The 26,771-nt window shown below is 60.4% G+C and carries 27 protein-coding genes; 11 read left to right on the plus strand and 16 right to left on the minus strand.

Annotation, left to right across the window (positions count from 1 at the left end; genetic code table 11):
- Positions 1-13 precede the first annotated feature (13 nt).
- Positions 14-319, minus strand: coding sequence for a 4a-hydroxytetrahydrobiopterin dehydratase (locus NXC14_RS20790; RefSeq protein ID WP_085779737.1), 306 nt, complete (start codon positions 317-319; stop codon positions 14-16).
- A 33-nt stretch (positions 320-352) separates the two neighbouring features.
- On the opposite strand from NXC14_RS20790, the gene NXC14_RS20795 reads away from it, so the two are divergent.
- Positions 353-853, plus strand: a complete 501-nt coding sequence (locus NXC14_RS20795) for a low molecular weight protein-tyrosine-phosphatase (protein ID WP_085779738.1) — start codon at positions 353-355, stop codon at positions 851-853.
- Here NXC14_RS20795 and thpR read toward each other — a convergent pair.
- Complete coding sequence (gene thpR, locus NXC14_RS20800) at positions 760-1,353, minus strand: RNA 2',3'-cyclic phosphodiesterase (RefSeq protein ID WP_085779739.1); 594 nt, start codon at positions 1,351-1,353, stop codon at positions 760-762. The genes NXC14_RS20795 and thpR overlap by 94 nt on opposite strands.
- A 68-nt stretch (positions 1,354-1,421) precedes the next feature.
- Positions 1,422-2,066, minus strand: a complete 645-nt coding sequence (locus NXC14_RS20805) for an arylesterase (protein WP_085779740.1) — start codon at positions 2,064-2,066, stop codon at positions 1,422-1,424.
- A gap of 72 nt (positions 2,067-2,138) precedes the next feature.
- Here NXC14_RS20805 and NXC14_RS20810 point away from each other — a divergent pair, with 72 nt between their 5' ends.
- The 4 genes from NXC14_RS20810 to NXC14_RS20825 all read left to right on the plus strand — a co-directional run bounded on the left by NXC14_RS20810 (position 2,139) and on the right by NXC14_RS20825 (position 6,953).
- Positions 2,139-2,846, plus strand: a complete 708-nt coding sequence (locus NXC14_RS20810) for an ABC transporter ATP-binding protein (RefSeq protein ID WP_085779741.1) — start codon at positions 2,139-2,141, stop codon at positions 2,844-2,846.
- Positions 2,843-5,386: an ABC transporter permease gene (locus NXC14_RS20815; protein WP_085779742.1), complete on the plus strand. Its 2,544-nt coding sequence runs from the start codon at positions 2,843-2,845 to the stop codon at positions 5,384-5,386. The genes NXC14_RS20810 and NXC14_RS20815 overlap by 4 nt, the downstream gene beginning before the upstream one ends.
- Before the next feature lie 173 nt (positions 5,387-5,559).
- Positions 5,560-6,288 (plus strand): Bax inhibitor-1/YccA family protein, encoded by a 729-nt coding sequence (locus NXC14_RS20820; RefSeq protein WP_085779743.1) that lies wholly within the window; start codon positions 5,560-5,562, stop codon positions 6,286-6,288.
- A gap of 107 nt (positions 6,289-6,395) precedes the next feature.
- Positions 6,396-6,953 (plus strand): GNAT family N-acetyltransferase, encoded by a 558-nt coding sequence (locus NXC14_RS20825; RefSeq protein ID WP_085779744.1) that lies wholly within the window; start codon positions 6,396-6,398, stop codon positions 6,951-6,953.
- Positions 6,954-6,959: 6 nt separating this feature from the next.
- On the opposite strand, the gene NXC14_RS20830 is transcribed toward NXC14_RS20825, so the two are convergent.
- The 3 genes from NXC14_RS20830 to acnA form a co-directional block, all read right to left on the minus strand.
- The gene (locus NXC14_RS20830) at positions 6,960-7,361 is read right to left on the minus strand and encodes a DUF2794 domain-containing protein (RefSeq protein WP_085779745.1); all 402 of its coding nucleotides are present in this window, start codon (positions 7,359-7,361) and stop codon (positions 6,960-6,962) included.
- A gap of 298 nt (positions 7,362-7,659) precedes the next feature.
- Positions 7,660-8,400, minus strand: coding sequence for a thioredoxin family protein (locus tag NXC14_RS20835; protein ID WP_085779746.1), 741 nt, complete (start codon positions 8,398-8,400; stop codon positions 7,660-7,662).
- A gap of 344 nt (positions 8,401-8,744) precedes the next feature.
- Entirely contained in the window at positions 8,745-11,435 is a 2,691-nt protein-coding gene (acnA, locus tag NXC14_RS20840; protein ID WP_085779747.1) for an aconitate hydratase AcnA, read from the minus strand.
- Positions 11,436-11,696: 261 nt separating this feature from the next.
- On the opposite strand from acnA, the gene ccmA reads away from it, so the two are divergent.
- The 5 genes from ccmA to NXC14_RS20870 all read left to right on the plus strand — a co-directional run bounded on the left by ccmA (position 11,697) and on the right by NXC14_RS20870 (position 14,821).
- Positions 11,697-12,341: a heme ABC exporter ATP-binding protein CcmA gene (gene ccmA / locus NXC14_RS20845; protein WP_085779748.1), complete on the plus strand. Its 645-nt coding sequence runs from the start codon at positions 11,697-11,699 to the stop codon at positions 12,339-12,341.
- A gap of 235 nt (positions 12,342-12,576) precedes the next feature.
- A complete protein-coding gene (gene ccmB / locus NXC14_RS20855; protein WP_085779749.1) occupies positions 12,577-13,236 on the plus strand; it encodes a heme exporter protein CcmB in 660 nt (219 codons plus the stop codon).
- 47 nt (positions 13,237-13,283) lie between these two features.
- Complete coding sequence (locus tag NXC14_RS20860; protein ID WP_085779750.1) at positions 13,284-14,045, plus strand: heme ABC transporter permease; 762 nt, start codon at positions 13,284-13,286, stop codon at positions 14,043-14,045.
- A gap of 3 nt (positions 14,046-14,048) precedes the next feature.
- Positions 14,049-14,216, plus strand: a complete 168-nt coding sequence (gene ccmD / locus NXC14_RS20865; protein WP_085779751.1) for a heme exporter protein CcmD — start codon at positions 14,049-14,051, stop codon at positions 14,214-14,216.
- On the plus strand, positions 14,213-14,821 hold the full coding sequence (locus tag NXC14_RS20870; protein ID WP_085779752.1) for a DsbE family thiol:disulfide interchange protein: 609 nt from the start codon (positions 14,213-14,215) through the stop codon (positions 14,819-14,821). The genes ccmD and NXC14_RS20870 overlap by 4 nt, the downstream gene beginning before the upstream one ends.
- 117 nt (positions 14,822-14,938) lie before the next feature.
- Here the strand turns inward: NXC14_RS20870 and NXC14_RS20875 are convergent, their stop codons facing one another.
- The 7 genes from NXC14_RS20875 to NXC14_RS20905 form a co-directional block, all read right to left on the minus strand.
- On the minus strand, positions 14,939-15,814 hold the full coding sequence (locus tag NXC14_RS20875) for an LLM class flavin-dependent oxidoreductase (protein ID WP_085779753.1): 876 nt from the start codon (positions 15,812-15,814) through the stop codon (positions 14,939-14,941).
- Positions 15,815-15,825: 11 nt separating this feature from the next.
- Positions 15,826-17,058 (minus strand): SfnB family sulfur acquisition oxidoreductase, encoded by a 1,233-nt coding sequence (locus NXC14_RS20880; RefSeq protein ID WP_157131453.1) that lies wholly within the window; start codon positions 17,056-17,058, stop codon positions 15,826-15,828.
- A 2-nt stretch (positions 17,059-17,060) separates the two neighbouring features.
- On the minus strand, positions 17,061-18,299 hold the full coding sequence (locus NXC14_RS20885; protein ID WP_245362113.1) for an SfnB family sulfur acquisition oxidoreductase: 1,239 nt from the start codon (positions 18,297-18,299) through the stop codon (positions 17,061-17,063).
- Positions 18,300-18,307: 8 nt separating this feature from the next.
- A complete protein-coding gene (locus tag NXC14_RS20890; protein WP_085779756.1) occupies positions 18,308-18,961 on the minus strand; it encodes a methionine ABC transporter permease in 654 nt (217 codons plus the stop codon).
- Complete coding sequence (locus tag NXC14_RS20895) at positions 18,942-20,069, minus strand: ATP-binding cassette domain-containing protein (protein WP_281064502.1); 1,128 nt, start codon at positions 20,067-20,069, stop codon at positions 18,942-18,944. Before NXC14_RS20895 ends, NXC14_RS20890 begins: the two co-directional genes overlap by 20 nt.
- A complete protein-coding gene (locus tag NXC14_RS20900; protein ID WP_085779758.1) occupies positions 20,066-20,878 on the minus strand; it encodes a MetQ/NlpA family ABC transporter substrate-binding protein in 813 nt (270 codons plus the stop codon). The genes NXC14_RS20895 and NXC14_RS20900 overlap by 4 nt, the downstream gene beginning before the upstream one ends.
- A 281-nt stretch (positions 20,879-21,159) precedes the next feature.
- On the minus strand, positions 21,160-22,578 hold the full coding sequence (locus NXC14_RS20905) for an FAD/NAD(P)-binding protein (RefSeq protein ID WP_085779759.1): 1,419 nt from the start codon (positions 22,576-22,578) through the stop codon (positions 21,160-21,162).
- A gap of 355 nt (positions 22,579-22,933) precedes the next feature.
- Here NXC14_RS20905 and cysE point away from each other — a divergent pair, with 355 nt between their 5' ends.
- The gene (cysE, locus tag NXC14_RS20910; RefSeq protein WP_085779760.1) at positions 22,934-23,782 is read left to right on the plus strand and encodes a serine O-acetyltransferase; all 849 of its coding nucleotides are present in this window, start codon (positions 22,934-22,936) and stop codon (positions 23,780-23,782) included.
- 88 nt (positions 23,783-23,870) lie between these two features.
- Here cysE and NXC14_RS20915 read toward each other — a convergent pair whose 3' ends face one another.
- From NXC14_RS20915 to ftsY, 3 genes are all read right to left on the minus strand, one after another.
- Positions 23,871-24,458, minus strand: coding sequence for a DUF2585 domain-containing protein (locus tag NXC14_RS20915; protein ID WP_085779761.1), 588 nt, complete (start codon positions 24,456-24,458; stop codon positions 23,871-23,873).
- Positions 24,455-25,129 carry a septation protein A gene (locus NXC14_RS20920; protein WP_085779762.1) on the minus strand — a complete coding sequence of 225 codons (675 nt, stop codon included), beginning with the start codon at positions 25,127-25,129 and terminating at the stop codon, positions 24,455-24,457. Before NXC14_RS20920 ends, NXC14_RS20915 begins: the two co-directional genes overlap by 4 nt.
- 78 nt (positions 25,130-25,207) lie before the next feature.
- The gene (gene ftsY / locus NXC14_RS20925) at positions 25,208-26,755 is read right to left on the minus strand and encodes a signal recognition particle-docking protein FtsY (protein WP_085779763.1); all 1,548 of its coding nucleotides are present in this window, start codon (positions 26,753-26,755) and stop codon (positions 25,208-25,210) included.
- Positions 26,756-26,771: the final 16 nt, after the last annotated feature.

The following is a 26,771-nucleotide window of genomic DNA, read 5'->3' on the forward strand; positions in this document are numbered from 1 at the left end:
TCAGCGCTCGTTTTCAAACGGCACCGCGTGCTGCCACCTTGTCCATCGCCCTGGCGAGCTTGAAATCCAGTTCCGTCAGCCCGCCGGCATCATGCGTGTTCAGCGTCACATCCACCCTGGAATAGACGTTGAACCATTCGGGATGGTGGTTGAGTTTCTCGGCCGTAATCGCCGCCTGCGTCATAAAACCGAAGGCCTCGATGAAATTTGAAAACTTGAACGTTTTCGAGATCGAAGAGGCCGCATCGTTGAGCGCCCAGCCTGAAAGCTCGGCCATTCGTGCCTCGGCCGCGGCCCGTTCCAGTCTTTCCTGTTTCATGCCATGGTCCTCTCATCTGTCAGCAGGTTACCGATGAAAGACATCAGCATCCTTTTCGTTTGTATGGGCAATATATGCCGTTCTCCGCTTGCGGAGGGAATTTTTACCCACCTTGTCGCCGAGGCAAGGCTGACCGATCGCTTCACGATCGATTCCGCCGGCACCGGCGACTGGCATGAAGGCGAACCGCCCGACCGCCGTTCGATCGCTGTTGCCCGCAATCATGGCCTCGACATAGCAGGGCAACGTGCCCGGCGCATGCGTTCGATTGATTTCGTCAGTGTCGATCTGATCGTCGCCATGGACCGCGACAACGTGGCGGAACTCAACAGGATCGCCCCTCCCGAGACAAATATCCAGCTGTTCGGCGATATCGCGCTGGGAACGGGGGAGGACATTGCCGACCCCTATTATGGCGGTCCGGAAGGTTTCGAGCTGCTCTATACCAGGCTCTTGACCGGCTGCAGCAGCCTGCTGGAAACGCTTGTCGCCGGACGTACTTCGTGCAGCGGGAACACTTCCTCGGTGAGATAGGGCCCGCCACCGACCGATTCACGCGATGAAAGCAGCACGAAACGCGGCGCCGTGAAGGTCGCGGTGTGGAAGTTGCCGCGCCCACTCAGATATTGCACGACATCGTCGAGCCGCGAGGATTTCAGCCGTGCCAGCGTCACGTGCGGCGTGAATTTGCGCGGATCCGGCAGCAGGCCGATGCGCTGGCAGATCCGTTCGATCTCGGCCTGCAGGGCGTACATTTCAGGCGAATGAGAAACGCCTGCCCAGACCGAATGCGGCTTCTTTGAACCGAACGAGCCGATGCCTTCGAGCCGGAACTGAAATTCCGGCCGATCGATCCGGTCGAGACGTTCAACGATTTCATCGGCCGTGCGGCCGTCGACATCACCGATGAAGCGTAGCGTGATGTGGTAATTTTCCACATCGATCCATCGTGCTCCGGGGAGGCCACCGCGCAGCAATGAAAGGCTCATTGCCGCATTGCGCGGAATTTCGAGGGCGGTAAACAGTCTCGGCATAACGAGCACTCCCCGAATCTTTTGCAGGTGCTTACACGGAATCACGCAATCAATGGCCGTGCAAGCCCCTAATTCTTCACAGAAGAAATCGTATCGATGAAATTTGTGACATCAGCTTCCATTTTCTCGACCATGACGTCGACACCTCTCGCGTTCGGATGCATGCCGTCATCGAGCTTCAGCCCCGCATCGAGCGCAACCCCGTCGAGGAAGAAGGCATAGAGTCGAACTCCGTGTTTCTCCGAAAGTTTCCGATAAATCGGATTGAAGCGCGCCGCATAATCCGCTCCCATGTTCGGCGGCGCCATCATGCCGACAAGCAGCACCGCTATGCCGCGCGCCTTGAGCCGGGCAATCATCTGGTCGAGATTTTTCTCGCTCTCTTCCGGCGGAATTCCACGCAGCGCATCGTTGGCGCCAAGCTCGAGGATAACGCCATCGGTGCCTTCGGGGACCGACCAGTCGATCCGGGCAAGCCCACCTGTCGTGGTGTCGCCGGAAAGCCCGGCATTGGCAATGGAAACGTCGAGCCCCTTCGCCTTCAACGCCGCCTGCAGCTTTTCCGGAAAGCCCTGGCCGGGCGGCAGCTGATAACCCGCCATCAGGCTGTCCCCGAATCCGACGAGATTGATCGTCCGCGCATTCGCTCCAACGGCAAAGATCAGCGACACCGCGATGACGGTGAATTGAAGCGCGGCAACTTTAAATCTCATTCTGGCTTCCCTAGATTGGCGAGGTGCCGTTATGCGGCCATTGCGTTAGAGATTAATATAGGGCGATTTCCGTTGGCAAAAACCATCATCGAGTTGAAGGGCGCCGATCTCACCCTTGGCAGTGCGGCCGCCTCCGTCCATGTTCTGAAGGGTATCGATCTCGATATATCAGCCGGCGAATCCGTCGGCATTGTCGGGCCTTCCGGGTCCGGCAAATCCACTCTGCTGATGGTGCTTGCAGGACTGGAGAAGCTCGACAGCGGCGAAATCAACATCAATGACACGCCGCTCCACGCCCTCAGTGAGGATGAGGTTGCCGATTTCCGAGGCCGCACCATCGGCATCGTCTTCCAGTCCTTCCATCTGATCGCCAACATGACGGCGCTGGAAAACGTCGCGGTGCCGCTGGAGCTCGCCAATATCAGCAACGCCTTCGAGATCGCCCATCGCGAACTGAGTTCGGTCGGTCTCGGCGAACGGCTGAACCACTATCCCGGCCAGCTTTCCGGCGGCGAGCAGCAGCGCGTGGCGATTGCCAGAGCGCTCGCTCCTTCGCCCGCCTTGCTGATTGCAGACGAGCCCACCGGCAATCTCGATACCGAGACCGGCCGACAGATCGCCGACCTTCTTTTCGCCAAGCAGGCCGAGCGCGGCATGACCCTGCTTCTCGTCACCCACGACGTCTCGCTTGCAAACCGCTGCTCGCGCCAGATCCGCGTCCGTTCCGGCAGGATCGAGGGCGACAGCGCTGCCCGCCGCAGCGAAGCGGCAATCGCATGAGCATGGTCACGCCACGCGTCGCGCTCGCTTTTCGCCTGGCGCTTCGCGAGTTGCGAGGCGGCATCCGCGGCTTCTATATCTTCCTGGCCTGCATCGCACTCGGCACCGGGGCGATCGCCTCCGTCAATTCCGTTTCGCAGTCGATCACCGACACGATCGCCTCGCAGGGGCAGGAGCTGCTGGCGGGCGACGTCCGCTTCGAACTCAACAATCGCCAGGCGACACCTCAGGAAATGAGCTTCCTTCAGGGCCTGGGAACCGTTTCGGTTTCAACGGGTCTGCGCTCGATGGCCCGCAAGCCTGACGGTTCCGATCAGGCGCTGGTCGAGGTCAAGGCGGTCGATGACGCCTATCCGCTCTACGGCAGGTTCGTCGCCGAACCGGACTATCCGCTTGCAGCCCTGCTTTCCGGCCAAGGCGGCACCTATGGCGCGGTCGCCGCCCCGCTGCTTCTCGATCGGCTCGGCCTTGCGATCGGCGACGAATTGCTGCTCGGCAATGTCAAGCTCAGCATTACCGGTACAGTGAAGACCGAGCCGGACGCGCTGTCGGAAGGCTTCGGTTTTGCGCCGCGTCTGCTTGTCAGCCGACAGGCGCTCGAAGCCTCGGGGCTGATCCAGACCGGAAGTCTGGTTGAACACGCCTATAAGATCCGATTGGAAGACAAGCGCGCCATGTCGGGCATCCAGGCGCGTGCCTCCAAGGAGTTTCCCTCTGCCGGCTGGGCGATCCGCACCAGCGACCGCGCAGCACCCTCGCTCACTGAAAACATCACCCGTTTCTCGCAATTTCTGACGCTGGTCGGCCTCACAGCCCTGATCGTCGGTGGTGTTGGCGTCGCCAACGCCGTGCGTGCTTTCCTCGATTCCAAGCGCACCACCATCGCCACCTTCAAATGCCTCGGCGCTCCGGCCGCCGTCGTCGTTCTGATTTATCTCTTTCAGATCGCCATCATCGCTCTTGGCGGCATTATGGCCGGCCTCGTCATCGGCGCCCTGTCGCCGATCTTTGCAGCACAGTTCCTGGCGCAATTCCTGCCGGTCTCGACCGAGCCGACCCTCTATCCCAGTGCCCTGCTGCTTGCGACGCTCTTCGGCATCCTGACCACGCTCGCCTTCGCCATTCTGCCGCTCGGCCATGCCCGCGAAGTACCGGCCACCGCGCTCTTCCGCGAGCAGGGTTTTGAGGCCCGCCGTCTACCGTCCTGGCCCTATATCCTGCTTGCCGCCCTCTTCATGGCTGCCCTTGCCGGCCTTGCCATCCTCACCGCCTATGATCGTTTCATCGCCGTCGTCTTCGTCGGCGCGATCGTCTTCGCCTTCGTCGTCCTGCGCCTCGTCGCCGCCTTGATCGCCTGGCTCGCGCGCCGCAGCCCGCGTGTTCATTCGCCGGCGCTCAGGCTCGCAATCGGCAACATCCACCGCCCCGGCGCGCTGACGCCATCGGTCGTGCTCTCGCTCGGCCTTGGCCTGGCGTTGCTGGTGACCCTGACCCTGATCGACGGCAACCTGCGCCAGCAGCTGACCGGCCGAATGAACGAGGGTGCACCCAACTTCTTCTTCGTCGATATTCAGAGTGCCGAGGTCGACGCCTTCCGCAATCTTGTCCAGACGCAGGCGCCGAAGGGCAAGTTGATGGAGGTGCCGATGCTGCGCGGCCGGATCGTCGCCTTCAACGGCGAGGACGTCACCAAGATGAATGTGCCGGCCGCCGGCCGATGGGTGCTGAACGGCGATCGAGGCATCACCTACGCCGACACGCTGCCGGAAAATGCCGCCCTCACCGAAGGCATCTGGTGGCACAAGGATTATAGCGGCGAGCCGCTCGTCTCCTTCTCCTCGGAAGAGGCGCATGAACTCGGGCTCAAGATCGGAGACACGGTGACCGTGAACGTGCTGGGGCGCAATATCACGGCAAAGATTGCCAATCTGCGCCGCGTCCGATGGGAATCACTGTCGATCAATTTTGTCATGGTCTTCTCACCGAACACCTTCCGCGGCGCCCCGCATGCCTGGCTGGCGACCCTGACCGATCCCTCCTCGACGCCGGCCGAAGATGCGGCGATCCTGAAATCCGTCACCAATACCTATCCGACGATCACCAGCGTGCGAGTCAAGGACGCGATCGACATCGTCAACCAGCTCGTCGAGCAGCTTGCGACAGCGATCCGTGCCGCCGCATCGGTGGCGCTCATCGCCTCGATTCTTGTCCTGGCCGGTGCGCTCGCCGCCGGCAACAGGACGCGCACCCACGATGCGGTGGTGCTGAAGACGCTCGGCGCCACCCGCGCCATGCTGATTCGTGCCTTCAGCTACGAATATCTGATCCTCGGACTGGCGACTGCGATCTTCGCACTCTTTGCCGGCGCCATCGCCGCCTGGTTCATCGTCGCCCGCATCATGCGACTGCCGTCTGCCTTCCTGCCTGACGTGGCGGGCCTGACGCTGGTGACGGCACTCGTTCTGACAGTCGGCATCGGCCTCATCGGCACCTGGCGCATCCTCGGGCAGAAGGCGGCGCCCGTGCTGCGCGAGCTTTGAAGCTGTCCCAAGGCCTTCACCTTACGGCGATTTAACCGGCCGCGCCGTTGCAGGCCCCTTGTTTGCAAAGGGCGAAGGCCTCATATTGTCTGCAGGCATGCTGGAGCTCCGCAGCGGCGCCCGGGTCGAGAACCCCGACACCGTATCTCCTTCGGAGCTTGTAAGAGGAAACTATGGCTGATCTTCGTAACTATCAAAGCCGCGTCCAGACCGGCGAGATGATTGATCAAGGCCTGCGCGCATATATGCTCAAGGTCTACAACCTGATGGCGCTCGGCCTGGCGATCACCGGCGTGGCCGCATATCTCGGATTCAACTTCGCGGTCCAGGACGGCCAGCTCACCCAGTTTGGCGCGCTTCTGTTCCAGTCGCCGTTGCGCTGGGTCGTCATCCTTGCCCCCCTTGCGGTCGTCTTCTTCCTGAGCTTCCGCATTCATCAGATGAGCGTCTCCGCCGCCCAGACCACCTTCTGGATCTATGCCGCCCTGGTAGGGCTGTCGCTCTCGTCGATCTTCCTGGTCTATACCGGCCAGAGCGTCGTTCAGACCTTCTTCGTCACCGCCGCTTCCTTCGGCGCACTGTCGCTTTACGGCTATACCGCGAAGCGTGACCTGTCGGCGATGGGTTCGTTCCTGATCATGGGTCTCTTCGGCCTGATCATCGCCTCGCTCGTCAACATCTTCCTGGCTTCATCCGCGCTGCAGTTCGCGATTTCGGTGATCGGCGTGCTGATCTTCGCAGGCCTCACCGCCTACGACACGCAGCGGATCAAGGAACTCTACTATGAAGCCGATGACGTCGCTGTCGCCGGTCGCAAGGCCATCATGGGCGCACTGACGCTTTACCTCGACTTCCTCAACCTCTTCATGTTCCTGCTGCAGTTCATGGGCAACCGCAGATAACAGGCGCAATGCGATCGAAAAGGCGGCTTCGGCCGCCTTTTTTGTTGCGCCGGTTTCGCAGGGATGATTTTAGAGGAGCCTGCTCTTCCGATGGACCTGCCGCCCCGATGTCCTTCCTCCTGCGCAACGCCGCCCAAGCCGACATCCCCGCCATCACGGAGATCTATGGTGACTCGGTCCTGAATGGCGTTGCAAGCTACGAGATTGCGCCGCCCTCCGAGGCCGAAATGGCCCAGCGTTTTTCCGCAATAGTCAGTCAGCAATATCCCTACATCGCCGCGGCCGATGCGGACGGGAAACTCCTGGGCTACGCTTATGCGTCGGCCTTCCGCACCCGCCCCGCCTATCGCTGGATGGTGGAGGATTCAATCTACCTGGCCCCCGAAGCCCGCGGCCGTGGCATCGGCAAGGCACTGATGATCGAGCTGATCGACCGCTGCACCGCGCTTGGTTTTCGTCAGATGGTGGCCGTCATCGGTGGCGCGAGCCCGGCCTCAATCGCGCTTCATCTGAAGGCAGGTTTTGTGGAGGTCGGCCTGATGAAGGGCACCGGCTACAAGCACGGCCACTGGCTGGACACGATGCTCATGCAGCGCAGCCTCGGCGAGGGCATGACAACCGATCCGAATCCCTCCACCTACCCCGGTACGCTGTTTGCGGGCTGATAAGAGTTATTTGTCCACGAGTTTCAAGGTTTTGTCGAATACCTTGAGGACCTGGTTCAACTCGTGTCCGCGCTTCAGGATCATGCCGTTGATATTGATCACGGAATAGGCACCCTGCTTGGCGGCAAGCTTCGGGTTCTTTTCGATCCGGAAGAGCGGCATCTCGCCAGAGCGCTTGAAGACGGAAAAGACCGCTCTGTCCTTCAGATGGTCAATGGCGTAATCGCGCCATTCCCCCTCGCCCACCATGCGGCCGTAGATCCAGAGGATCGCATCCAGCTCGCGCCGATGGAAAGTCACCGGAAGCGGGTCCTTGCTTTGTTTGTATTCCCTGAGATCGACGATGACCGAGGAACTATTGTCGACGGAGCGGCTTTCGCCGTGTCGCAAATCCGGCTGATCTGTCATCAGGTCTCCAAGGCCTCCGCTTGTGACAGGAGAGTGACAGTTTGCCCGAGCCGCCGCAAATTGCAAGAGCGGCGCTCCTCACATTCGCCGCAGGTCCAGTCACGTTCGCTGGGGACCAAGCAATGCTTTCTCCCCAGTGCCGCATTTCAGTCAAAACAGCGCCTCATTTGCGGGAGATTTATGCATCCCGGTTTGGCGCCAGCGCGCCAAAGGGCCCGGCGGAGCGTATCGACCTTAACCCCAGCCCCGAATACGCTCGGCCGGGCCGCCCGCATTTCACCCGTACTCGGGTGAAATATCAGATGCTTTTTCCCGCCATCACCACGGTCGCGCCGAGGATCGCCGCCGGATCGCCGTCGGCCGTGGCCGACTGTAGCAGGATTGCGCAGCCCTCGAGCTGCGGCCGCTGCAAGACGCTCGCCGGTAGCGTCAGACTGGTCGCCTTGCCATCCCACATGCCGACGGTTTCGACGTTGGTGACGCTGTGCAGATAGGAGATTTTCTTTCCGCTGTTTTCGCCTTTTTCAACGTCGATTGTCTTCTCCTTGTCGAAATAGACCATGACGACATTGGCCTTGCCCTGTCCGGCACCGATCTTGATCTCCAGCTCGTCGCCGCGCATCGCCGCGCTGATGGGAACGGTCAGCCCATTGCCTTCGCTGCTGTAGGTGTCGATCTTGCTGTTGATGCCGGTGAGATCGGCGCCGGCCAAATGGCCGCGCCCGTTGACGATGGCTTGCGGCGTATAGACGTTGCTGCGACCCATTGTCCTCGCATAGCCGTACTGCCGCTCGGTATTTTCCTTCGAGCTCAGCGTATCGGCCCAGCCGAGATAATTCCAGTAGTCGATGTGATAGGCGAGCGCGATGACATCGCCTTGGTTCACCAGCTTGCGGAAGGCGGCATCAGCGGGAGGACAGGAGGAGCAGCCCTGTGACGTGAAAAGCTCGACGACGCCTCTGGGCTTGCCGTCTTCGGCATGCAGCGAGCCTGCAAAAGCAACGCCGGCGATCAGCGAAATCAAGAAACGGGGGGACATTCACCTGCACCTCTTTTTCAGCGCCGGCGGCGTTTTGGAACCGAAGGCTCTGAGACATGAACGTACGAATAATCCTTCCGGGTCCAAACGAAAAGTCACGAACGGGTGAGACGTAGCTCGCCCGGAAAGCGCTGAAAACAAATCATCGTGAGCCCATCGAATACTGTCGCCGCAAAGAAGAGCCGCCGGAAATTGCTCTCCGGCGGCCATTATCGTAGCAAGCTCCTAGATCCGGATGATTCCAGGCCGATTCGGCCTAAAATCTGAATCCGGATCTACATCAAAGAAGCAGAGCATGATGTTGTCCGAAAACCGCTCACACTTTTCGGCATCATGCTCGACAATCAGGCAGCGAGATCACGCAGAACCGTCTGCAGGATGCCGCCATTGTTGAGGTAGATCACCTCGTCGAGCGTATCGACGCGCGACAGCAGCGGAACTTCCTTCACCGTGCCGTCGCCATAGGTGATCTTGGCGATCTTCCTCTCGCGCGGCTTGATCTTGTCCAGCCCCTCGATGGTGACGAGCTCGTCGCCCTTGAGGCCGAGGCTCTGCCAGGTCGTGCCCTCTTCGAAGACGAAGGGGATGACGCCCATGCCGACCAGGTTCGAGCGATGGATGCGCTCGAAGGATTGGGCGATTACGGCCTTGACGCCGAGCAGGTTGGTGCCCTTGGCAGCCCAGTCGCGCGAGGAGCCGTTGCCGTATTCGACGCCGGCGAAGATGACGAGCGGCACGCCTTCGGCCTTGTACTGCATGGCGGCGTCGTAGATCGATGTCTCTTCCTTCGACGGATAGTGGATCGTGTAGCCGCCTTCCTTGCCGTTCGGGCCAAGCATGTGATTGCGGATGCGGATATTGGCGAAGGTGCCGCGCATCATCACTTCATGGTTGCCGCGCCGCGTGCCGTATTGGTTGAAGTCGGCAACGGCAACGTCATGGCCGATGAGGTATGCGCCGGCCGGCGATGCCGCCTTGATCGAACCGGCCGGAGAGATGTGGTCGGTGGTGATCTTGTCACCGAACAGGCCGAGGACGCGGGCGCCCTTGATGTCGGAGACGCCGGTGCCCTTCTTGCCCATGCCGACGAAATAGGGCGGGTTCTGGACATAGGTGGAGTTGTCGTCCCAGGCATAAGTCTGGCCCGGCGGGACCTGGACGGCCTGCCAGTTGGCATCACCCTTGAAGACGTCGGCATACTTGGTTTCGTAGAGTTCGCGGGTGACGTACTTCTGAATGAACTCCTGCACCTCGTGCGAGGTCGGCCAGATATCCTTGAGGTAGACCGGCTTGCCGTTCTGGTCTTCGCCGATCGGCTCCTTGGTCAGGTCCTTCTGGACCGTGCCGGCAAGAGCGTAGGCGACGACGAGCGGCGGCGACGCGAGATAGTTCGCCTGGACGTCGGGCGAGATGCGGCCTTCGAAGTTGCGGTTGCCGGAGAGCACGCCGGAAACAATCAGACCCTTGTCATTGATCGTCTTGGAGATCGGCGCCGGCAGCGGGCCGGAATTGCCGATGCAGGTGGTGCAGCCGAAGCCGACGAGGTTGAAGCCGAGCTTATCGAGGTCGGCCTGCAGGCCCGACTTGGCGAGATATTCGCCGACGACCTGCGATCCGGGCGCGAGCGACGTCTTGACCCACGGCTTGGTCTTCAGCCCCTTGGCAACGGCGTTGCGGGCGAGAAGGCCGGCAGCGATCAGCACCGACGGGTTGGAGGTGTTGGTGCAGGAGGTGATGGCGGCAATCGCGACGTCGCCATGGCCGAGATCGAAATCGGTGCCTTCGACTGCATAGCGGTTGTTGAGCTGCCCGGGCTTCTTGTAGTCGGCTTCCATCGACGTCGCGAAACCGGAAGCGATGTTTTCAAGCGCGATGCGGCCTTCCGGACGCTTGGGGCCTGCCATCGACGGCACGACGTCGCCGAGGTCGAGCTCCAGCGTATCGGTGAAGACGAGGTCGGAACCGTCGCCTTCTCGCCACATGCCCTGGGCCTTCGAATAGGCTTCGACAAGCGCGATGCGATCATGCGTGCGGCCGGACATGGTGAGATAGTTGATGGTTTCGCCGTCAACCGGGAAGAAGCCGCAGGTCGCGCCGTATTCCGGACCCATGTTGCCGATCGTCGCACGGTCGGCGAGCGGCATGTTGTCCATGCCGGGGCCGAAGAATTCGACGAACTTGGAAACGACACCCTTCTTGCGCAGCATCTGCACGACGGTCAGAACGAGGTCGGTCGCGGTGACACCTTCCTTGAGCTTGCCGGTCAGCTTGAAGCCGATAACTTCGGGCAGAAGCATCGAAACCGGCTGGCCGAGCATGGCGGCTTCAGCCTCGATACCGCCCACACCCCAGCCGAGAACGCCGAGACCGTTGATCATCGTCGTGTGGCTGTCGGTGCCGACGCAGGTGTCGGGATAGGCGATCGTCTCGCCGTCCTCTTCCTTGGTCCAGACGGTCTGGCCGAGATATTCGAGGTTGACCTGGTGACAGATCCCGGTGCCGGGGGGAACGACCCGGAAGTTCTTGAATGCCTGCTGGCCCCACTTCAGGAAGCGGTAGCGTTCGCCGTTGCGCTGATATTCCAGCTCGACATTCTTGGCGAAGGCCTGCGGCGTGCCGAATTCGTCGACGATGACGGAGTGGTCGATGACGAGATCGACGGGAACGAGCGGGTTGATCTTCTCGGGATCACCGCCGAGCGACACCATCGCGTCGCGCATCGCGGCCAGATCGACGACCGCGGGAACGCCGGTGAAGTCCTGCATCAGCACGCGCGCCGGGCGATAGGCGATTTCGTTTTCGACCGCACCCTTGTTGTTCAGCCACGCGGCGACGGCGAGGATGTGCTCCCTGGTGACCGACTGGCCGTCTTCGAAGCGCAGCAGGTTTTCGAGCAGCACTTTCATCGAATAGGGAAGCTTCGATACGCCGGCCAGACCGTTTGCCTCAGCCTTGGGCAGGCTGTAATAGACATAGTCCTTCCCGTTCACGGAAAGCGTGGAACGACAATTGAAACTGTCAAGAGATTTAGACACGAGAGACCCCGTTCTGATAGCCAACACAGTCGTGCGAACGCCTATGCACTTAATGCACATCAGGATGCGGGTACGGCCATTTCCGCTGTCCGCACGTGAAGCAGATGCTCCAAGTTCGGCGCAAGGATGAAATTCACGCCGACCGCTGGCGTGGTTGCCGGTCTTATAGATAATTTCCTAAAAACTTGCCATACCCGAGCACGGTCAAAATCGGAGATTTTTTGACCCTCCCGCGAGCCGAAACGAAGAAAGAGCCGACACATGCAACTCACCGCCGAAAATCTGGCTGCAAGGCGCGGTGAGGATCTCATTTTCGTAAACATTTCCTTTCACTTGACAGCAGGACAAGCCCTTGTCCTGACCGGCAAAAATGGATCGGGAAAATCCACTTTGCTGCGCGTTGCCGCCGGCCTTCTCAAGCCCGAAAAAGGAACTGTCATCTTCCGCGATAAAGAGAGCCCGCAAGGCCGCTATCCGGGTGAGGTCAGCCACTACCTAGGCCACCGAAATGCGATGAAGAATGAACTTACGGTTGCAGAGAATTTGGAATTCTGGCAGTCCTTCCTCAGCAGCCCGGGCGCCGCCGGCCTCCCTCTCGAAGACGCCGCCGAAGCCGTCGGCCTCTCGGGGATCACCCACCTTCCCTTCGGCTATCTCTCCGCCGGCCAGCAGCGCCGCTTCGCCTTCGCCAAGCTGCTTGTCGCCCACCGCCCCATCTGGATCCTCGATGAACCCACGGCGGCACTGGATGCGAGCGCCGACCGGCTGTTTGCCGCACTGATCGAGGCGCATCTAGCCAAGGGCGGCATCGTGCTCGCGGCGACGCATCAGCCGCTGGGATTGAACAATGTGCAGGAAATGAAGATGGCGGGCTTCGCCGGTGTGGATCAGGGGGTGTGGGGGTGATGGTTTTCCGTGTGGTCACCCCCCTCTGCCCTGCCGGGCATCTCCCCCACAAGGGGGGAGATCGGCAAGATGCGCCGACTTTGCGAAAGCTTAATCGTGCACAAATCGGCTCGCCTCATCCGATGCGTTTGATGGGGGCAAGAGCGCGCCCCCGGCCGATCTCTCCCCTTGTGGCGGAAATGCCCGGCAGGGCAGAGGGGGGTGACCCGTCCGTAGATGCAGAGAGCCACCCCGCATGACCGCCCTCTTCCTCCGCGACCTCAAACTCTCGATTCGCGCCGGCGGCGGCGCACTGATCGGCGTGTTGTTCTTCCTGACCGTCGTCGCCGTCATCCCTTTCGGCGTCGGCCCTGACCTCAAGCTTCTCTCCCGCATCGGCCCCGCCATCGTCTGGATCGGCGCACTGCTCGCCGCCCTTCTCGGCCTCGACCGCCTGTTCCAGGCCGAGCGCGACGACGGATCGCTCGACTTGATGCTGATGCAGGAAACGCCGCTGGTCCTGACCGTGCTCCTCAAATGCTTCGCCCACTGGACCGCGACCAGCCTGCCGCTGGTCATCGCTTCGCCGCTGCTCGGCCTGTTCATGAACATGGACGAGAGGGCGATCGGCGCCACAGTGCTGACGCTCTTCGTCGGATCGCCGGCGATCACCTTCATCGGCGCCGTCGGCGCTGCCGTCGCCGTCGCTCTGCCCCGCGGCGGCCTGCTGGTCTCGATCCTCGTGCTGCCGCTGACCATTCCGGTACTGATCTTCGGCGTCAGCGCGACTTATGCCGCGGTCGAGGAGCCGGCGCCATTCCTGCCGCCCTTCCTCATATTGATCGCACTGACGCTCTTCTTCGCGGTCATCGGCCCGGCCGCCGCGGCACTTGCGCTGCGAAACACGTCGGATTGAAAGCCATTCGATTGCGGGAAAAGCCGGATCAAGGTAAGGAAGCGGTCATGAGCCAAACCAGCCTTGCCATCAGCAAAATCAGCGATCTTGCCAACCCGACGCGGTTTCTGGCGCTGGCGGCCCGCATCATTCCCTGGATGGCCGGCATCACCACCCTCTGTTTTGCGGTCGGTCTTTATCTGAGCTTCGCGACCGAAGGCGATTACCAGCAGGGCGAGACCGTGCGCATCATGTATATCCACGTGCCCGCGGCCTGGCTTTCGATGATGTGTTACACGATCATGAGCCTCTCGGCGATCGGCACGCTCGTCTGGCGCCACCCGCTCGCCGATGTTTCCGCCAAGGCCGCAGCTCCGCTCGGCGCCGCCTTTACCCTGATTGCGCTCATCACCGGTTCGCTCTGGGGCAAGCCGATGTGGGGCACCTGGTGGGTCTGGGATGCGAGGCTCACCTCCGTCTTCATCCTCTTCCTGATGTACCTCGGCCTCATTGCGCTGAGCCGCGCCATCGACGATCCTTCGAGGGCGGCGCGAGTCTCCGCCGTGCTGACCCTCGTGGGCTTTGTCAACATCCCGATCATCAAGTTTTCCGTCGACTGGTGGAACACGCTGCATCAGCCGGCAAGCGTGATGCGCCTTGGCGGCCCGGCGATTGATCCGGAATTCCTGCGCCCGCTTTTCGTCATGGCGATCGCCTTCACCCTGCTGTTCTTCACGCTGCATATCATGGCCATGAGAAACGAGATCTGGCGCCGCCGTGTCGCCGCCCAGCGCCGTCTCGCCGCCCGCATGGCGAGCCGGGAGGAATAGGCCGTGACGCACGCCTTCTATGTCTATGTATCCTATGGCATCGCCGCTTTGGTGACGATCGCCGTCATCCTGTGGACCTGGGCCGACGGCCGGGCGCGTCGCCGCGAGCTTGCAAGCCTCGAAGCCGCCGGTATCCGCCGCCGCTCGGCGCGGCCAAAGGATGGCGAATGACCGAGACGCCCGATACCAAAACTGGCAAGCCAAGCGGATTTGGCCGCTATGCACTGGCGCTTCTGCCGCTGATCGTGTTCGGCGGCATTGCCGCGACGGCCGCGAAGATGCTCTACGACCAGGATTTCCACGGCAAGAACATCGCCGAAATCCCTTCCGCCCTGATCGGCACCAAGGCGCCGGCGCTGAACCTTCCGCCGCTCGACGGCGCGAACCTGCCGGCACTGACCGACGCAGCGGTCAAAGGCAAGCTGACGCTCGTCAACGTCTTCGCCTCCTGGTGCCTCCCCTGCCGCGACGAGCACCCCATCCTGAAGGAACTGGCGAAAGACGGCAGGCTGAACATTGTCGCCATCAATTACAAGGACAAGAACGAGAACGCCCTGCGCTTCCTCGGCGAACTCGGCAATCCCTACCAGGCGATCGGAATCGATCCGAACGGCAAGGCCGCGATCGACTGGGGCGTGTACGGCATTCCGGAAAGCTACCTCGTCGGCACGGACGGCACCATCCTCTACAAACGCGTCGGCCCCTTCGACGATATCAGCCTGAAGGAAGGCCTGTATCCGGCGATGGAAAGGGCGCTGGGAAAGCCGGCGTCGTAGTCACCAGGCAAGACACGCCTCCCCACAGGGAGGCGCTTCACTTGTCGCACCGCCTTTCCGAATCCGATTCTAACAACTCACTGCTTGTTGCTGTCGAGAGCGGACCGAAGTGTAAGGTCAGATCGCAAACGAGCGAGCAAAATGCCGATGTGGCAGTCGGTCCCCTGCTCCGAAAAGCTTCTTCCTCAGCGTACCGTCCGAATAAGCGGTTTTGTATCGTCCGCGCTCCTGTAATCTCGGAACGACATGATTGACGAAATCCTCGTAGCTCTCCGGAACGACAGTTCTGGTGAGATTGAAGCCGTCGATCTCGCCCTCGTCCATCCACGAAATCATCTCCGACGCCACGCTGTCGCCATCCCCTACGATGAGTGGATAGCGCCCTCCAATCTTGAGTTCCTCCAAAAGCTGACGCTTCGTCCAACGCTTCTCCTGCGCCAGCTGAGTGACAGATTGGATGGAGTTGGAGGTTCCGTAGGAGATCGGTTCGTCCAGCCCGAACCTGGAGAGGTCGATCCCGGTGCCAGCAGAAAAGTGAGCCAGCCCGGCTTCGGGGTTGGCGTAGCTGAGATAATCCCGGTATAGATCCTGCGCCGCGCTCCGTGTCGCGCCGGTTATGACCGTTATGCCGACGAATATCTTTACATCGTCGGCATTCCGACCGGCACTGACCGCTCCCTCGCGGATGGCGCGCGCGGTCTTGCGAGCGGCTGCCTTGTCGACTGCGGTGATGAATACACATTCCGCGTGTTTCGCAGCGAATTCCTTTCCACGACCGGAGGTGCCGGCCTGATAAAGGACCGGCGTGCGTTGAGGGGAAGGCTCCGCCAAATGATAACCGGTGGCCTTGTAGTAGAGGCCATCGTGCATGACCGGCCTCACTCTGTTCGGATCTGCGTAGTGGGATTGATCACGCGGGTGCGCCCATAGACCGTGATTGATGTGGCCCACCGAATTCATGTTGAACGCGTTGATCAGCAGTTTTTTTGTCATCGTAAAATCGCCTAGATGGCACCGTGTCGCGGCGGGGCGCGCTCATTCAGGTAATAGTTTCCGATAGCCTGGTACTTCCAACGGACCGGGTCGTGGAGTGTGTGCGTTCTGACATTGCGCCAGTATCGGTGGAGGTTAAGCTCACTCGCCGTGGCGGAGGTGCCCGACAATTCGAACAATTTCGTTGCGGCCAGCAGACCAGCTTTTGTCGTTAGAATTCTGGCTTCGGCTACTGCCACCGATGCCGCGGCTACCGTGGCTTCTGTCGGCGTGGATTGTGCGTCATGCACAAAGCGGGATGCCCGACGCAACAATGCCGCGGCGGCTTTTAGCTTGACGTTCACCTGGCCCACTGCGCTGACCGTTAGCGGGTCGTCGGAGGCTCTGCCGACATTGGCGTCAATCCACGGCCTGGCTCGCTCGCGGACGAAGCGCTTCATTTCTTCATGTGCTCCGACGCCGATGCCGTAATCAATGGCCGCGTGCATCAGCTGGGCGAAAGGCCCGATCGTAGTCGGCGTATCGAACGAAGCCTGGAATGGTATGATCCACCGTTCTTCGACGCGAACGTTATCGAACGTCACGGAGCCGCTGCCGGTTACGCGCTGCCCGAAGCCGTCCCAGTCGTCGACGACGGCGACGCCGTCCGATGATCTTGGAACCATCACCAGATAGGAGACCTGCCCGCCTCCCTCCTGCGCGACAGCAAGGGTCGGTATCCAATGCGCAAAGATCGCCCCGGTGCAATAGAATTTGCGCCCGCTGACGATCCAATCGCCGTTCTCCTGGCGCAAGGAGGTTCTTCTTTTGAAATCCTTATTGCCAATCTCCGCAAGCGCATTGCCAAAACGCTCTCCGGCGAGGACGCGATCGTAGAAAAAGCGCTTCTGCTCCCAGCTTCCGCCGACGCGTAGCACCTCAAGGGCATAGAAATGGTTCTGAGGAATCTGCGAAATCGATCCGTCGGCCGCCCCGATCGTCGATATGATATCCGCGACCGTCTTGGAGCCGAGCGCCGGGCCGCCGAACTCCTTTGGAACGGTGACACCCCAAAGGCCACTCTGGGAGAACTGTTCAACCTCGCTCCAGGGAAGTTCGCGGCCGCGATCCCTTTCGGAAGCCGTCACCGCAAAACCGGCGGCGAGCTTATCGGCTACTTCGAGGGCTTGCTCATGGCTACCAATGACCGGCGGGACACCTGACGGCCGAGGGGCCGGCGCGGCAGCTTTTGCTTCATCACTCATCACTAGTTCCATTGATGCCGCTTGGGAAAAATGTCGTTCAGTTCGAAATTGCCCACAAGGTGATACTTCCAACGAACCGGATCGTGCAGAGTGTGCGTTCTTGCATTCCTCCAATGGCGGTCAAGATTGTGGGAGGCGCGCGTGGCCGAGGAACCCGCTAGATCGAAAAGCATCTCGCTTGCCTCCAGCGCGACTTCGGTCGTGAGTATCTTTGCGTTCGCCACCGCTACAGAGGCCTCTGCGGTGGAACGTTCGGTCACAGGCCGCCTCGCGATCTCATCTAGCGCGGCAGCGGCCTCATAGAGTACCTCCTGGGCCGCATGGTAGCTCGTGTAAAGGTTTCCTATTTCGTGGATGATAGTCGGGTCGTCCGCGGCGCGCTCGCCGCCGAAATCGACCCAAGGGCGTACCCGGTCTCGAACGAAGGACACCGCATCGGATATTGCCGCGCCAGCAATGCCGCAATCGATCGCGGCCTGTATCAATTGCGAAGTGGGACCGGCGAGCCCCGGCCTGTCCTTGAACTCGGCCATCAGGAAAATAAGATCGGGATCGGCCGCTGCGTCGTCGAAGATGACCGATCCGCTTGCCGTTGTCCGTTGCCCGAAGGAAGACCAGTCGTCGACAACCTTCACACCGGGCTGGTCTCGACGAAGCCAGACCTGGACTGGGTTATCGTCGTCATCAACCGCACGGGTTGGAATCCAATGGGCGAATATTGCACTGGTCGAATAGAAACGCCTCCCCGTGAGCCTCGGCTCTCCGTTGACCATCGATAGTCGAGTTGTGCTCGCCGTAACCACCCGGCTGCCTTTTTCAGGTCCCGCGTTTCCAATCCGATGACCGTTGAGCACGTCACCGAAAATGCGGGTCTTTTGGCTCTCGCTCCCGATATCACGGAGCAAAGCGAGCACGCCAAACTGGTTTTGGGGGAGTTGGCCGAGCGATGGATCGGCCTCGCACAGGATTTCGAACACCTTGGCGAGAGTTACCAACGAGACGTCCGCACCGCCAAACTCGCGCGGAACCGTGATACCGCCAAGACCGCTCGCAGTGTATTCCTCTATTTCATCCCAAGGCAGTCGTCGTTCGCGGTCTCGTGACGACGCCTCGATTTTGAAACGCGCGGCCAATTTTTCCGCTATCGCCAGGGCATCGCGGTCGCTTGTGATCAAATGCGGCTTTGCGGGTGGACGCGGTAGTCGATTTTCAACCGGCCGATGAGACACATTGTCAGCCATCATTGACCTCATCGTGCCTTGAGGCGGCGAACTACAGCGTCGCCGCCAAGCTGTACGACACATACCAGGGCAATGAGCACGACGATCACCGCCACCATAACGGTCGTGTCAAAACGCTGATACCCGTACCGGATTGCCATATCACCGAGGCCTCCTGCACCCACAGCACCTGCCATCGCTGAGGCGCCGATCATGCTGACGACGGTGATCGTGAAGCCGCCGACGATTCCGGGAAGCGCCTCCGGAAGCAGGACGTGCCTGACGATATGCCATCTCCTGCAGCCGATGGCCTGGGCTGCCTCAATCAGCCCGCCATCGACCTCGCGCAGGCTGACTTCCGCAATTCTAGCGAAGAACGGCGTCGCACTTATTGAAAGCGGCACGACCGCGGCCCACACCCCGATTGTGGTTCCTGTGATCAACCGAGTGAGGGGTAACAGCGCGACGAGCAACACGATGAATGGCGTTGCTCTAAAACCGTTGATGACTGCCGCCAAAGAGCGTTGGGCATAAGGAGCCTTTATGAGCCCGCCTGGGGCAGCTAGAACGAGGAAGACTGCAAGCGGGATACCGGCGGCCAGTGCGATCAGAGCCGATGTGCCCACCATGAGAACGGTGTCCAGCAGCGCCTGCCAGAGGCGCTCATACATCATCGCGGACATAGCCGAGTATCCTTACGTTATCTGCAAGTCCCTCGAATCTGGAGAGACCGACTTGATCGTCTGCGTCAGTTGTCAAAAGTATCCGGCCGTACGCGTGGCCTTGGATCCGGTCCACTATGCTCTGAACGATCTGCACCGATGAGCCGACGACCCTCGCCAACTCCTGAAGCTTGATACCCTCACGCCCATTGCCCCCGTAGGTGAGTTCAATGAGCGCCCGCTGGTAAAAATGCTCGCGCGCAGATGTCAGCCGGTCCGCGATATCGCGCGGAATACCAGGCTCCAGCGGCTTGAGCAGTGCCTTTGTGGCTGCATGGCCGGGCTTGCTGAAAATCTCCCAGGTCTTGCCAGCCTCGGCAACCTGGCCGCCTTCGAGCACAACGACATCATCACAGATCTCACGCACGACGCTCATCTCGTGCGTGATCAGCAGGATTGTGATGCCGAGCGAGCGATTGATGTCTTTGAGCAATTGGAGAATAGAGAGCGTGGTCTCCGGATCAAGCGCGGAGGTCGCCTCGTCGCAAAGGAGAATTTCAGGTCGGTTCACCAGCGCCCTCGCGATCCCTACCCTCTGTTTCTGCCCACCTGACAAACGCGAGGGGTAGGCGTCCTGCTTCCCTTCGAGGCCGACAAGCCGCAAAACATCAGCAACGCGCTCGTCAATTTCGAGCTTGGGCACACCCGCCACTATCAGAGGGAGCGCGACGTTACCCCAGACGGTTTTAGCCGACAGCAAATTGAAGTGTTGAAAGATCATTCCGACCTTGCGTCGGAATGTCACGAGTTCGCCGTCACTTAGCGACCGGACGTCAACCCCGTCTACGACGACGCTGCCCTCGGTCGCGGTCTCCAGCCGATTCACAGTGCGGAGCAGGCTCGATTTCCCTGCTCCGCTGCGCCCTATGATGCCGAAGATCGAGCCTCGTGCGACGTCTATCGTAATGCCTTTGAGAGCGTGGACGGAGCCCTTGTGTGTGTCATAGGTCTTTCCCACGCCGTCGAACGAAACGGCGATTGCCCGCGCGGGATTGGCCGATAAGCCTTTCCCGTTTTCCGGCGAAGGTGCCTCGATTGGCTCGACCCGGCTTACGGATAAGGCGGTCAATTCGTTGCCACCCAAGGCAGCGTGTAGAGCTTCGTGTCGGATGCGAACGCCTTGTTGATCGCATCCTTCACGGCCTGCGAATTCTGGTAAAGAGTGACCAGCTCCTTGACGGCCGGATCTTCCACGCGGTCGGACTTTACGGCAAAAATGATGGCGAACTGCTTGTCGTCGACACCGGAGTAGAGGAGGCCCGAACTCGGATCGAACGCCTTGGAGGCGACGATAAAGTGAGGGTACCCCTGAGCCAGATCAACATCGCCAGTGACGCGCGCAAGCTGGGGACCCTCGACTTCGGTGAAACTCAGGTTCTTTGGATTCTCCGTGATGTCGTCAAGCGATCCCTTGAACCCAACGCCGTCCTTGAGCTTGAGCAGGCCGGCGCGCTGGAGGAGTAGGAGTCCGCGGCCCTGGTTAACCGGGTCGTTCGCTATGGCGACCTTGCCGTTTTCGGGGATATCTTCGAACTTCTTGTACTTGAGCGAGTACAGCCCGATGTTAGCAAGCACGCCGATGCCTGCGCTCTTGAAATCATAGCCACGTTCCTTGGTAGCATTGTCGAGGAACGGCTGGTGTTGAAAGTAGTTGACGTCGATGTCGCCGGATTGAAGCGCGATATTCGGAGTCGTCCAGTCGCTGAACTCGACCACTTCGAGATCGAGCCCTTTGGCCTTCGCCTCCGGGATCAAGGCTTCAATCGAGTCCGCGTATACGCCAGGAACAACGCCGACCTTCAACGTGGCCGCCGTTGCAGGCAATGAGAAGGACAGCGCGGCCACAGCCACAAGCAATGTTCTAAGCGTAAGTTTCATTGGTTGACCTCTTGTTTTGGAGGGACCAACCTATTGTCTGTGAAATTGATAGACAAAGATGATTTTGCGAGATGGCTTTCGCTTCGAGAATATTTTCGCAACCCAAAGTCATCGATTCAATGCGAACGCTTGCGGTGGCGGACGACAACCCTGAAGGGCGGGCGATTACTACCCCGCGGCCCGGAGATGTGCGTTCGGCTACAAAAGATTGGCCTTGATGAGACAATGGCGGCGGTTTTTGAGAACGAACTGAACCGCGCGGATTGCCGGAGACCGTTGGCTTAAATTGTGCAGTCATCGCCGGTTCGCCCAGCATGGCGTGCTGGGAAATCACTCCGGACTGAAACTGCCCGCGCCGCTTCACCGATCAAGTTGTTGGCCACCGACGCAGCGGCATGGCTTTGCTGAACGATCTGGGGCACCAGATCGATATCGGGAAGGCTGCCCAGCCCCAGTGGCCCCATCGCAAACACCCCATGCGAAGGGTTCGCCCGGGTCCGCCCGCAGTCGTCCACGACGATGCCGATATCGAGTTCGTCCCTCGTTGCCAGACCCGCAACAATAAGCGAACGAACGGGTGGGCTATCGGTCCCGGATGGCCGCAAGCGGCAGTCGATGGTCAGATCCGCGGGAAGGACCTCCGGCCCGGTCAGTGCCGAAAACAGCACGCCGTTGGTGGCTATGCAATTTACCTTTCCCTTCCTCACGGCAATCGCGCCGCTTGCGATTGCGTGATGCAGGCGCTGATAGTGCTCCGGCGGCAAGCGGTTGCGATGACTGTCGTAGACGGCCTTCACGTGACGTTTGAACCGTGCCCGTTCTTCCGGCGTCAGGCCAGTCCAGATGTCTCGCGCGCGGGAACGAAAACCGTTCATGACGCCCTGCCATCCCGAACCTTCCAGGTCGGCTCTGCGTGCGGCCTCGCGCAAGAAGCGAAACGCACCGCGCAGCGTCTTCGGCACGGGCTGGTCCGTGACGACGGATCCAACCGCAGCGGGAGCATGCGACTGAGGCAGGAAACCCGATTCCGAGATCAACGTGACACGGGAAATTCTGGAATCAGTCAGCAGCCGGAGCGCCCTGTCGACCGCGTGAATGCCACTGCCGATCACGATAGCGCTTTGCGCAGCATCGGCAAGCGCCGCATCCGAAGTTTCACGCAGGCCGTTACCGGTGGCGAGAAAAACGGCATCGAAGCGGGTCGGCTGCTCGGCACCTGCGAAGACCGAATATCCTCCGGCCGGATGCCTGCCGATCGCCGTGATCGCATCCGAACCAAACTGCACGACGACATCGGGCCGATCTGTCAGGGCCTCGGAGAAGCGTTTATAGACATAGCTGCTGAAGATATCTCCGGAAACGAAGGCGTGCTCGAGACCGGCAGGGTCCGAGGTGAGGCGATCGCGCCATGTGTCATCTCTTTCCAGCCAGCGACGGAAATCGTCGGGCAGCGCGGGATCGACGGAAAGGTCGCGAACCCGGCTGGTCAGCACCGTCGATGCAGGCTGGCTGATGCCTTCGCTGATATCGATCTTTGCGCGCGGGTCGAACATCACCAGATGGAAAGGGTGATCGACTCTCTTGAAAAGAGCGATTGCGGTCATGATTCCGGTAAAGCCCCGGCCGACGATCGCAATCCGTGCGAGATGGTCGGCTTTCTGGCCATCCGGCCTCGAAGAACGTGACGAGAGAAGAGTCATTCATCGGCTCCTTCTGCGTGTGAGCGCCCGGAACGAGCGCCGCGTAATTCTCCACTAAAATAATAGAAAATACTGTTCCGAACGCAAGCACTATTCGACGCGCTCGGTTGACAACGTGGCGTCGGCGTGCGGCAGGACCGCTGTTCCCTTGCCGACTGGCTACTTTGCGCCTTCTGAAGCAATGAAGATTCGGGAGAGGCGACGGTTGGAAATTAATTCCCAGCAACGCCGAAAAAAGAGAGAAATTTAGAACAACTGCAACGATCTGCGGAATTCTTGAACCATCAATTCCAGCGAGGATTGGCTTAACGTCTCTCTGCCGGGTCCATGGCATCGGCTGCAAGAGGAAGGTAGCATGGCGGCTCCACTGGTCAGCTTGAGCAATCTGTCGACAGAGCCAGCGGCTTCGCCTCAGGTTGCCGCGATCTGGCAGGCCCTTTGCGCGGAGGCCGTCAATGCTTCGGCCAAGGACCCCGCACTCACGCGCGCCATGAATTCGGCAGTGCTCTATCATGCGAGCTTCGCCCAGGCGCTCGCCCAGCGGGTCGCGATCAAACTGGCCAACCATGATCTCGACCAGGACGAACTGCTGGCGGTAATCGCGCAGGCCTTCATCGCCAATCGCACTATCATTGCGGATGCGGCTGCGGACCTGACGGCGATCAAGGAGCGCGATCCGTCGAATACGGAAATCCTGACGCCATTTCTATATTTCAAAGGCTTTGTCGCATTGCAGGGACAACGCGTCGCCCATTGGCTCTGGCATCATGACCGCCTGCATCTTGCGCGCCACATCCAGAGCCGCATTTCTGAAGTCTTTGGCGTCGACATTCATCCCGCCGCCAAGATGGGCAGGAGCATCATGCTCGATCACGGGAGCGGCTTGGTCATCGGCGAGACAGCCATCGTTGAAGACGACGTATCGATCCTCCAGAACGTCACATTGGGAGGAACGGGCAAGGAGACCGGCGACCGACACCCCAAGGTGCGGCGTGGCGCGCTGATCGGAGCAGGCGCCAAGATCCTCGGCAACATCGAAATCGGCGTCGGCGCCAAGGTTGGCGCAGGAAGCGTTGTCGTAAATGCCGTGGCAGCCTACACATCCGTGGCCGGCGTTCCGGCGAGACAGGTCGGCAAGTGCCATTTCAATCTGCCGGGCATCACGATGGACCAGACCTTATCTGAACCGGAATATACGATATAGAGACGTTCTTGGAGGAGCGAGGCGGTGCCCCAGATTAGACTAGTCCCTCCCTCTTCTGGGGAGGGTTGGGGAGGGGACTTTTCTGACCCTAAATTCCGCCCTGCCAGACCTTGATCGCCTCGACCGGCCAGATCAGCATCAGCACATTGAGTGTCAGGTTGTCGCGGATCATATAGCCCGTGAAAATCTCGAAGAAGATGGCGATCGCCACCGTCAGCGCCACCGGCGCGCGCCAGGCGAAGAAGAAGCCGAGGCACATGAAGACGGTGTCCATTGCCGAATTCAGGATGCTGTCGCCGTAATAATCCAGCGCGATCGTCGCCGTACGGTAGCGATCGATGATGAGAGGCGAATTTTCCAGAAGTTCCCAGCCCGACTCGATGACGAGCGCCAGGAGCAGGCGCGCCATCAGCGGCTTATGGCGCAACAGCAGATAGCTCAGGCCGTAGAACAGGAAGCCATGGATGATGTGCGACGGCGTGTACCAGTCCGACAGATGCTGCGAATTGCCGCTGGTATTGACACCTCCCTCCCACAGCTTGACATAGCCGCAGGCACAGATCGGCACGCGCCCCATCAGATGCTCGGCGATAATCTGGGCGACCAGAACCGCAAGGCAGGCGACGAACCAGAAGGTCTGGTGCCTGACCCGATATTCGGCGTCTGCAGCGCTCAATTTTCACCGTCCTTTTCGGGATTGAGGCTATGCTTCAGAATGAGCGGCATCTGCGACATGGTGAAAATCAGGGTAATCGGGAGGTTGCCCCAGACCTTGAAGACTACCCAGGCATTGTCTGCCGCCTTCATGTCAGGCTGGTAGTACCAGTTGAAGCCGCGCCAGACGACCTCGTTCAGAATCGCACAGAATAGAAAGAAGATCCCCCAACGGATGGTGAGCTTACGCCAGCCTTCGGCGTTAAGCTCGAAGGCGGTATTGAATACATAGCCAAGCAACGACTTTCCGAAAACAAGCCCGCCGAGCAACGCGACACCAAAGAGCCCGTTGATGATAGTCGGCTTCATCTTGATGAAGGTCTCGTTCTGCAGATAAATTGCCAGCGCCCCGAAGCTCAACACCACCAGACCGGAGACAAAAGGCATGATCGGTAGGTGGCCGAGGACGACTTTCGAGACGACCAGGGAAACAATCGTCGCCAACATGAAAAGCGCTGTGGCGATGAAGAGCGGTCCGCCCAATCCCGCAAGAGCCGGAAACTGTACAGCAAGCCACTCGGCCCGCAGATTGGCAAAGAAGAAGATCAACAGCGGCCCGAGTTCCAGCGCCAGTTTCAGCATCGGATGATGGCGGTCGGCCGAGCTAGGCGTAATATCGCTTTCGGTGGTCATGCGTTCTTCGAACCTGCTATTCCTGAAAACCTGTGTCCCGACCGTCCCTTGCAGGTTTTCGGCGGCATATCTGTGGCATCATTGGGGAAGTCCGGCAATGGCATGGGCAAAATCCTCGGCCTCGAACGGCTCCAGATCTTCCACGCCTTCGCCGACGCCGATGAAATAGACCGGCAACTTGTGCTTGGCGGAGATCGCGACGAGAATGCCGCCGCGCGCTGTGCCGTCGAGCTTAGTCATGATCAACCCGTTGACGCCGGCGACATTGCGGAAGATCTCGACCTGGCTCAGCGCATTCTGCCCCGTCGTGGCATCGAGCGTCTGCAGCACGGTGTGCGGCGCGTCGGGATCAAGCTTGCCGAGCACACGCACGATCTTCTCAAGTTCGGCCATCAGCTCGGCCTTGTTCTGCAGGCGGCCGGCGGTATCGACGATCAGCACGTCGCATTTCCGGGCCTTCGCCTGTTCGAAAGCGTCATAGGCAAGGCCGGCGGCATCCGCGCCGAGCTTTGTGCCGATGAATTCGGAATTGGTCCGCTCTGCCCAGATCTTCAGCTGCTCGATCGCCGCCGCACGGAACGTATCGCCGGCGGCCAGCATCACTTTCAGCCCGGCGCCTGAAAGCTTCGCCGCGAGCTTGCCGATCGTCGTCGTCTTGCCGGTGCCGTTGACGCCGACGACGAGGATAACATGCGGCTTGTGCGAAAGATCGAGCTGTAGAGGCTTGGCGACCGGCTTCAGAACCTTGGCGATTTCCGACGCCATGATCCGGCTGACATCCTCGCCGGTCACATCTTTGCCGTAGCGCTCGGAAGCGAGCGTATCGGTGACGCGCAGCGCCGTCTCGACGCCGAGATCGGCCTGGATCAACAGGTCTTCGAGATCCTGCAGGGTCTCGTCGTCGAGCTTGCGCTTGGTGAAGAGCGCGGTGATCTGGCCGGTGAGCTGCGAGGACGTACGCGCAAGCCCGTTGCGCAGGCGCTGGAACCAGCTGAGTCTGGGTTGCGGGGCAACGGGTTCGGGTTCGGCGACCTTCGGGCCGGTAGCGAAGCCTTTGGGAAGGATGGGAGTGCTGGTCGCCGATTCCGCCGTGGGGCTACCCCCCTCTGCCCTGCCGGGCATCTCCCCCACAGGGGGGGAGATCGGCTGAACAGAGGCGTCCAGCACCTCATCGATCTCAGGTAGAATTTCCTCTACAGGCGCTTCTGCGACTTCTTCGGTCCCTTCGATCGAAGCCGGCGCATCAGACTCCAAATGATCTCCCCCCTTGTAGCGGACATGTCCCGAAGGGACAGAGGGGGGTGCTTCCGCAGCACTCTCGGCACTCACCTCCGCTTCCGCCTCGGCTTCCAGCAGCGACAGCGGCACGACGCCCATATCTCTGAGCTGGTCCGGAGCCGGCAGGATCGCTGGCTCGGCATCGTCACGCTCTTCCTCGGCATCCTGCACGACATCCGCAGCCGGTCCGCCGGCGGTATCCATCTCCTCGGGAAGAACAGGATCATCCGCGATCGGCAGGTCTTCGTCGCGCGAACGCTGCTCGAGCTCCCTTTCCACAGCCTCAGGCACGGGTTCTTCAGCCGGCTTGCCGAAGGTGAAGACCTTTTTAATGAAACTGAGCGCCATGGGGATTCCGTGAAAG

It is taken from the genome of Rhizobium sp. NXC14 (assembly GCF_002117485.1).
Taxonomy (GTDB): Bacteria; Pseudomonadota; Alphaproteobacteria; order Rhizobiales; family Rhizobiaceae; genus Rhizobium.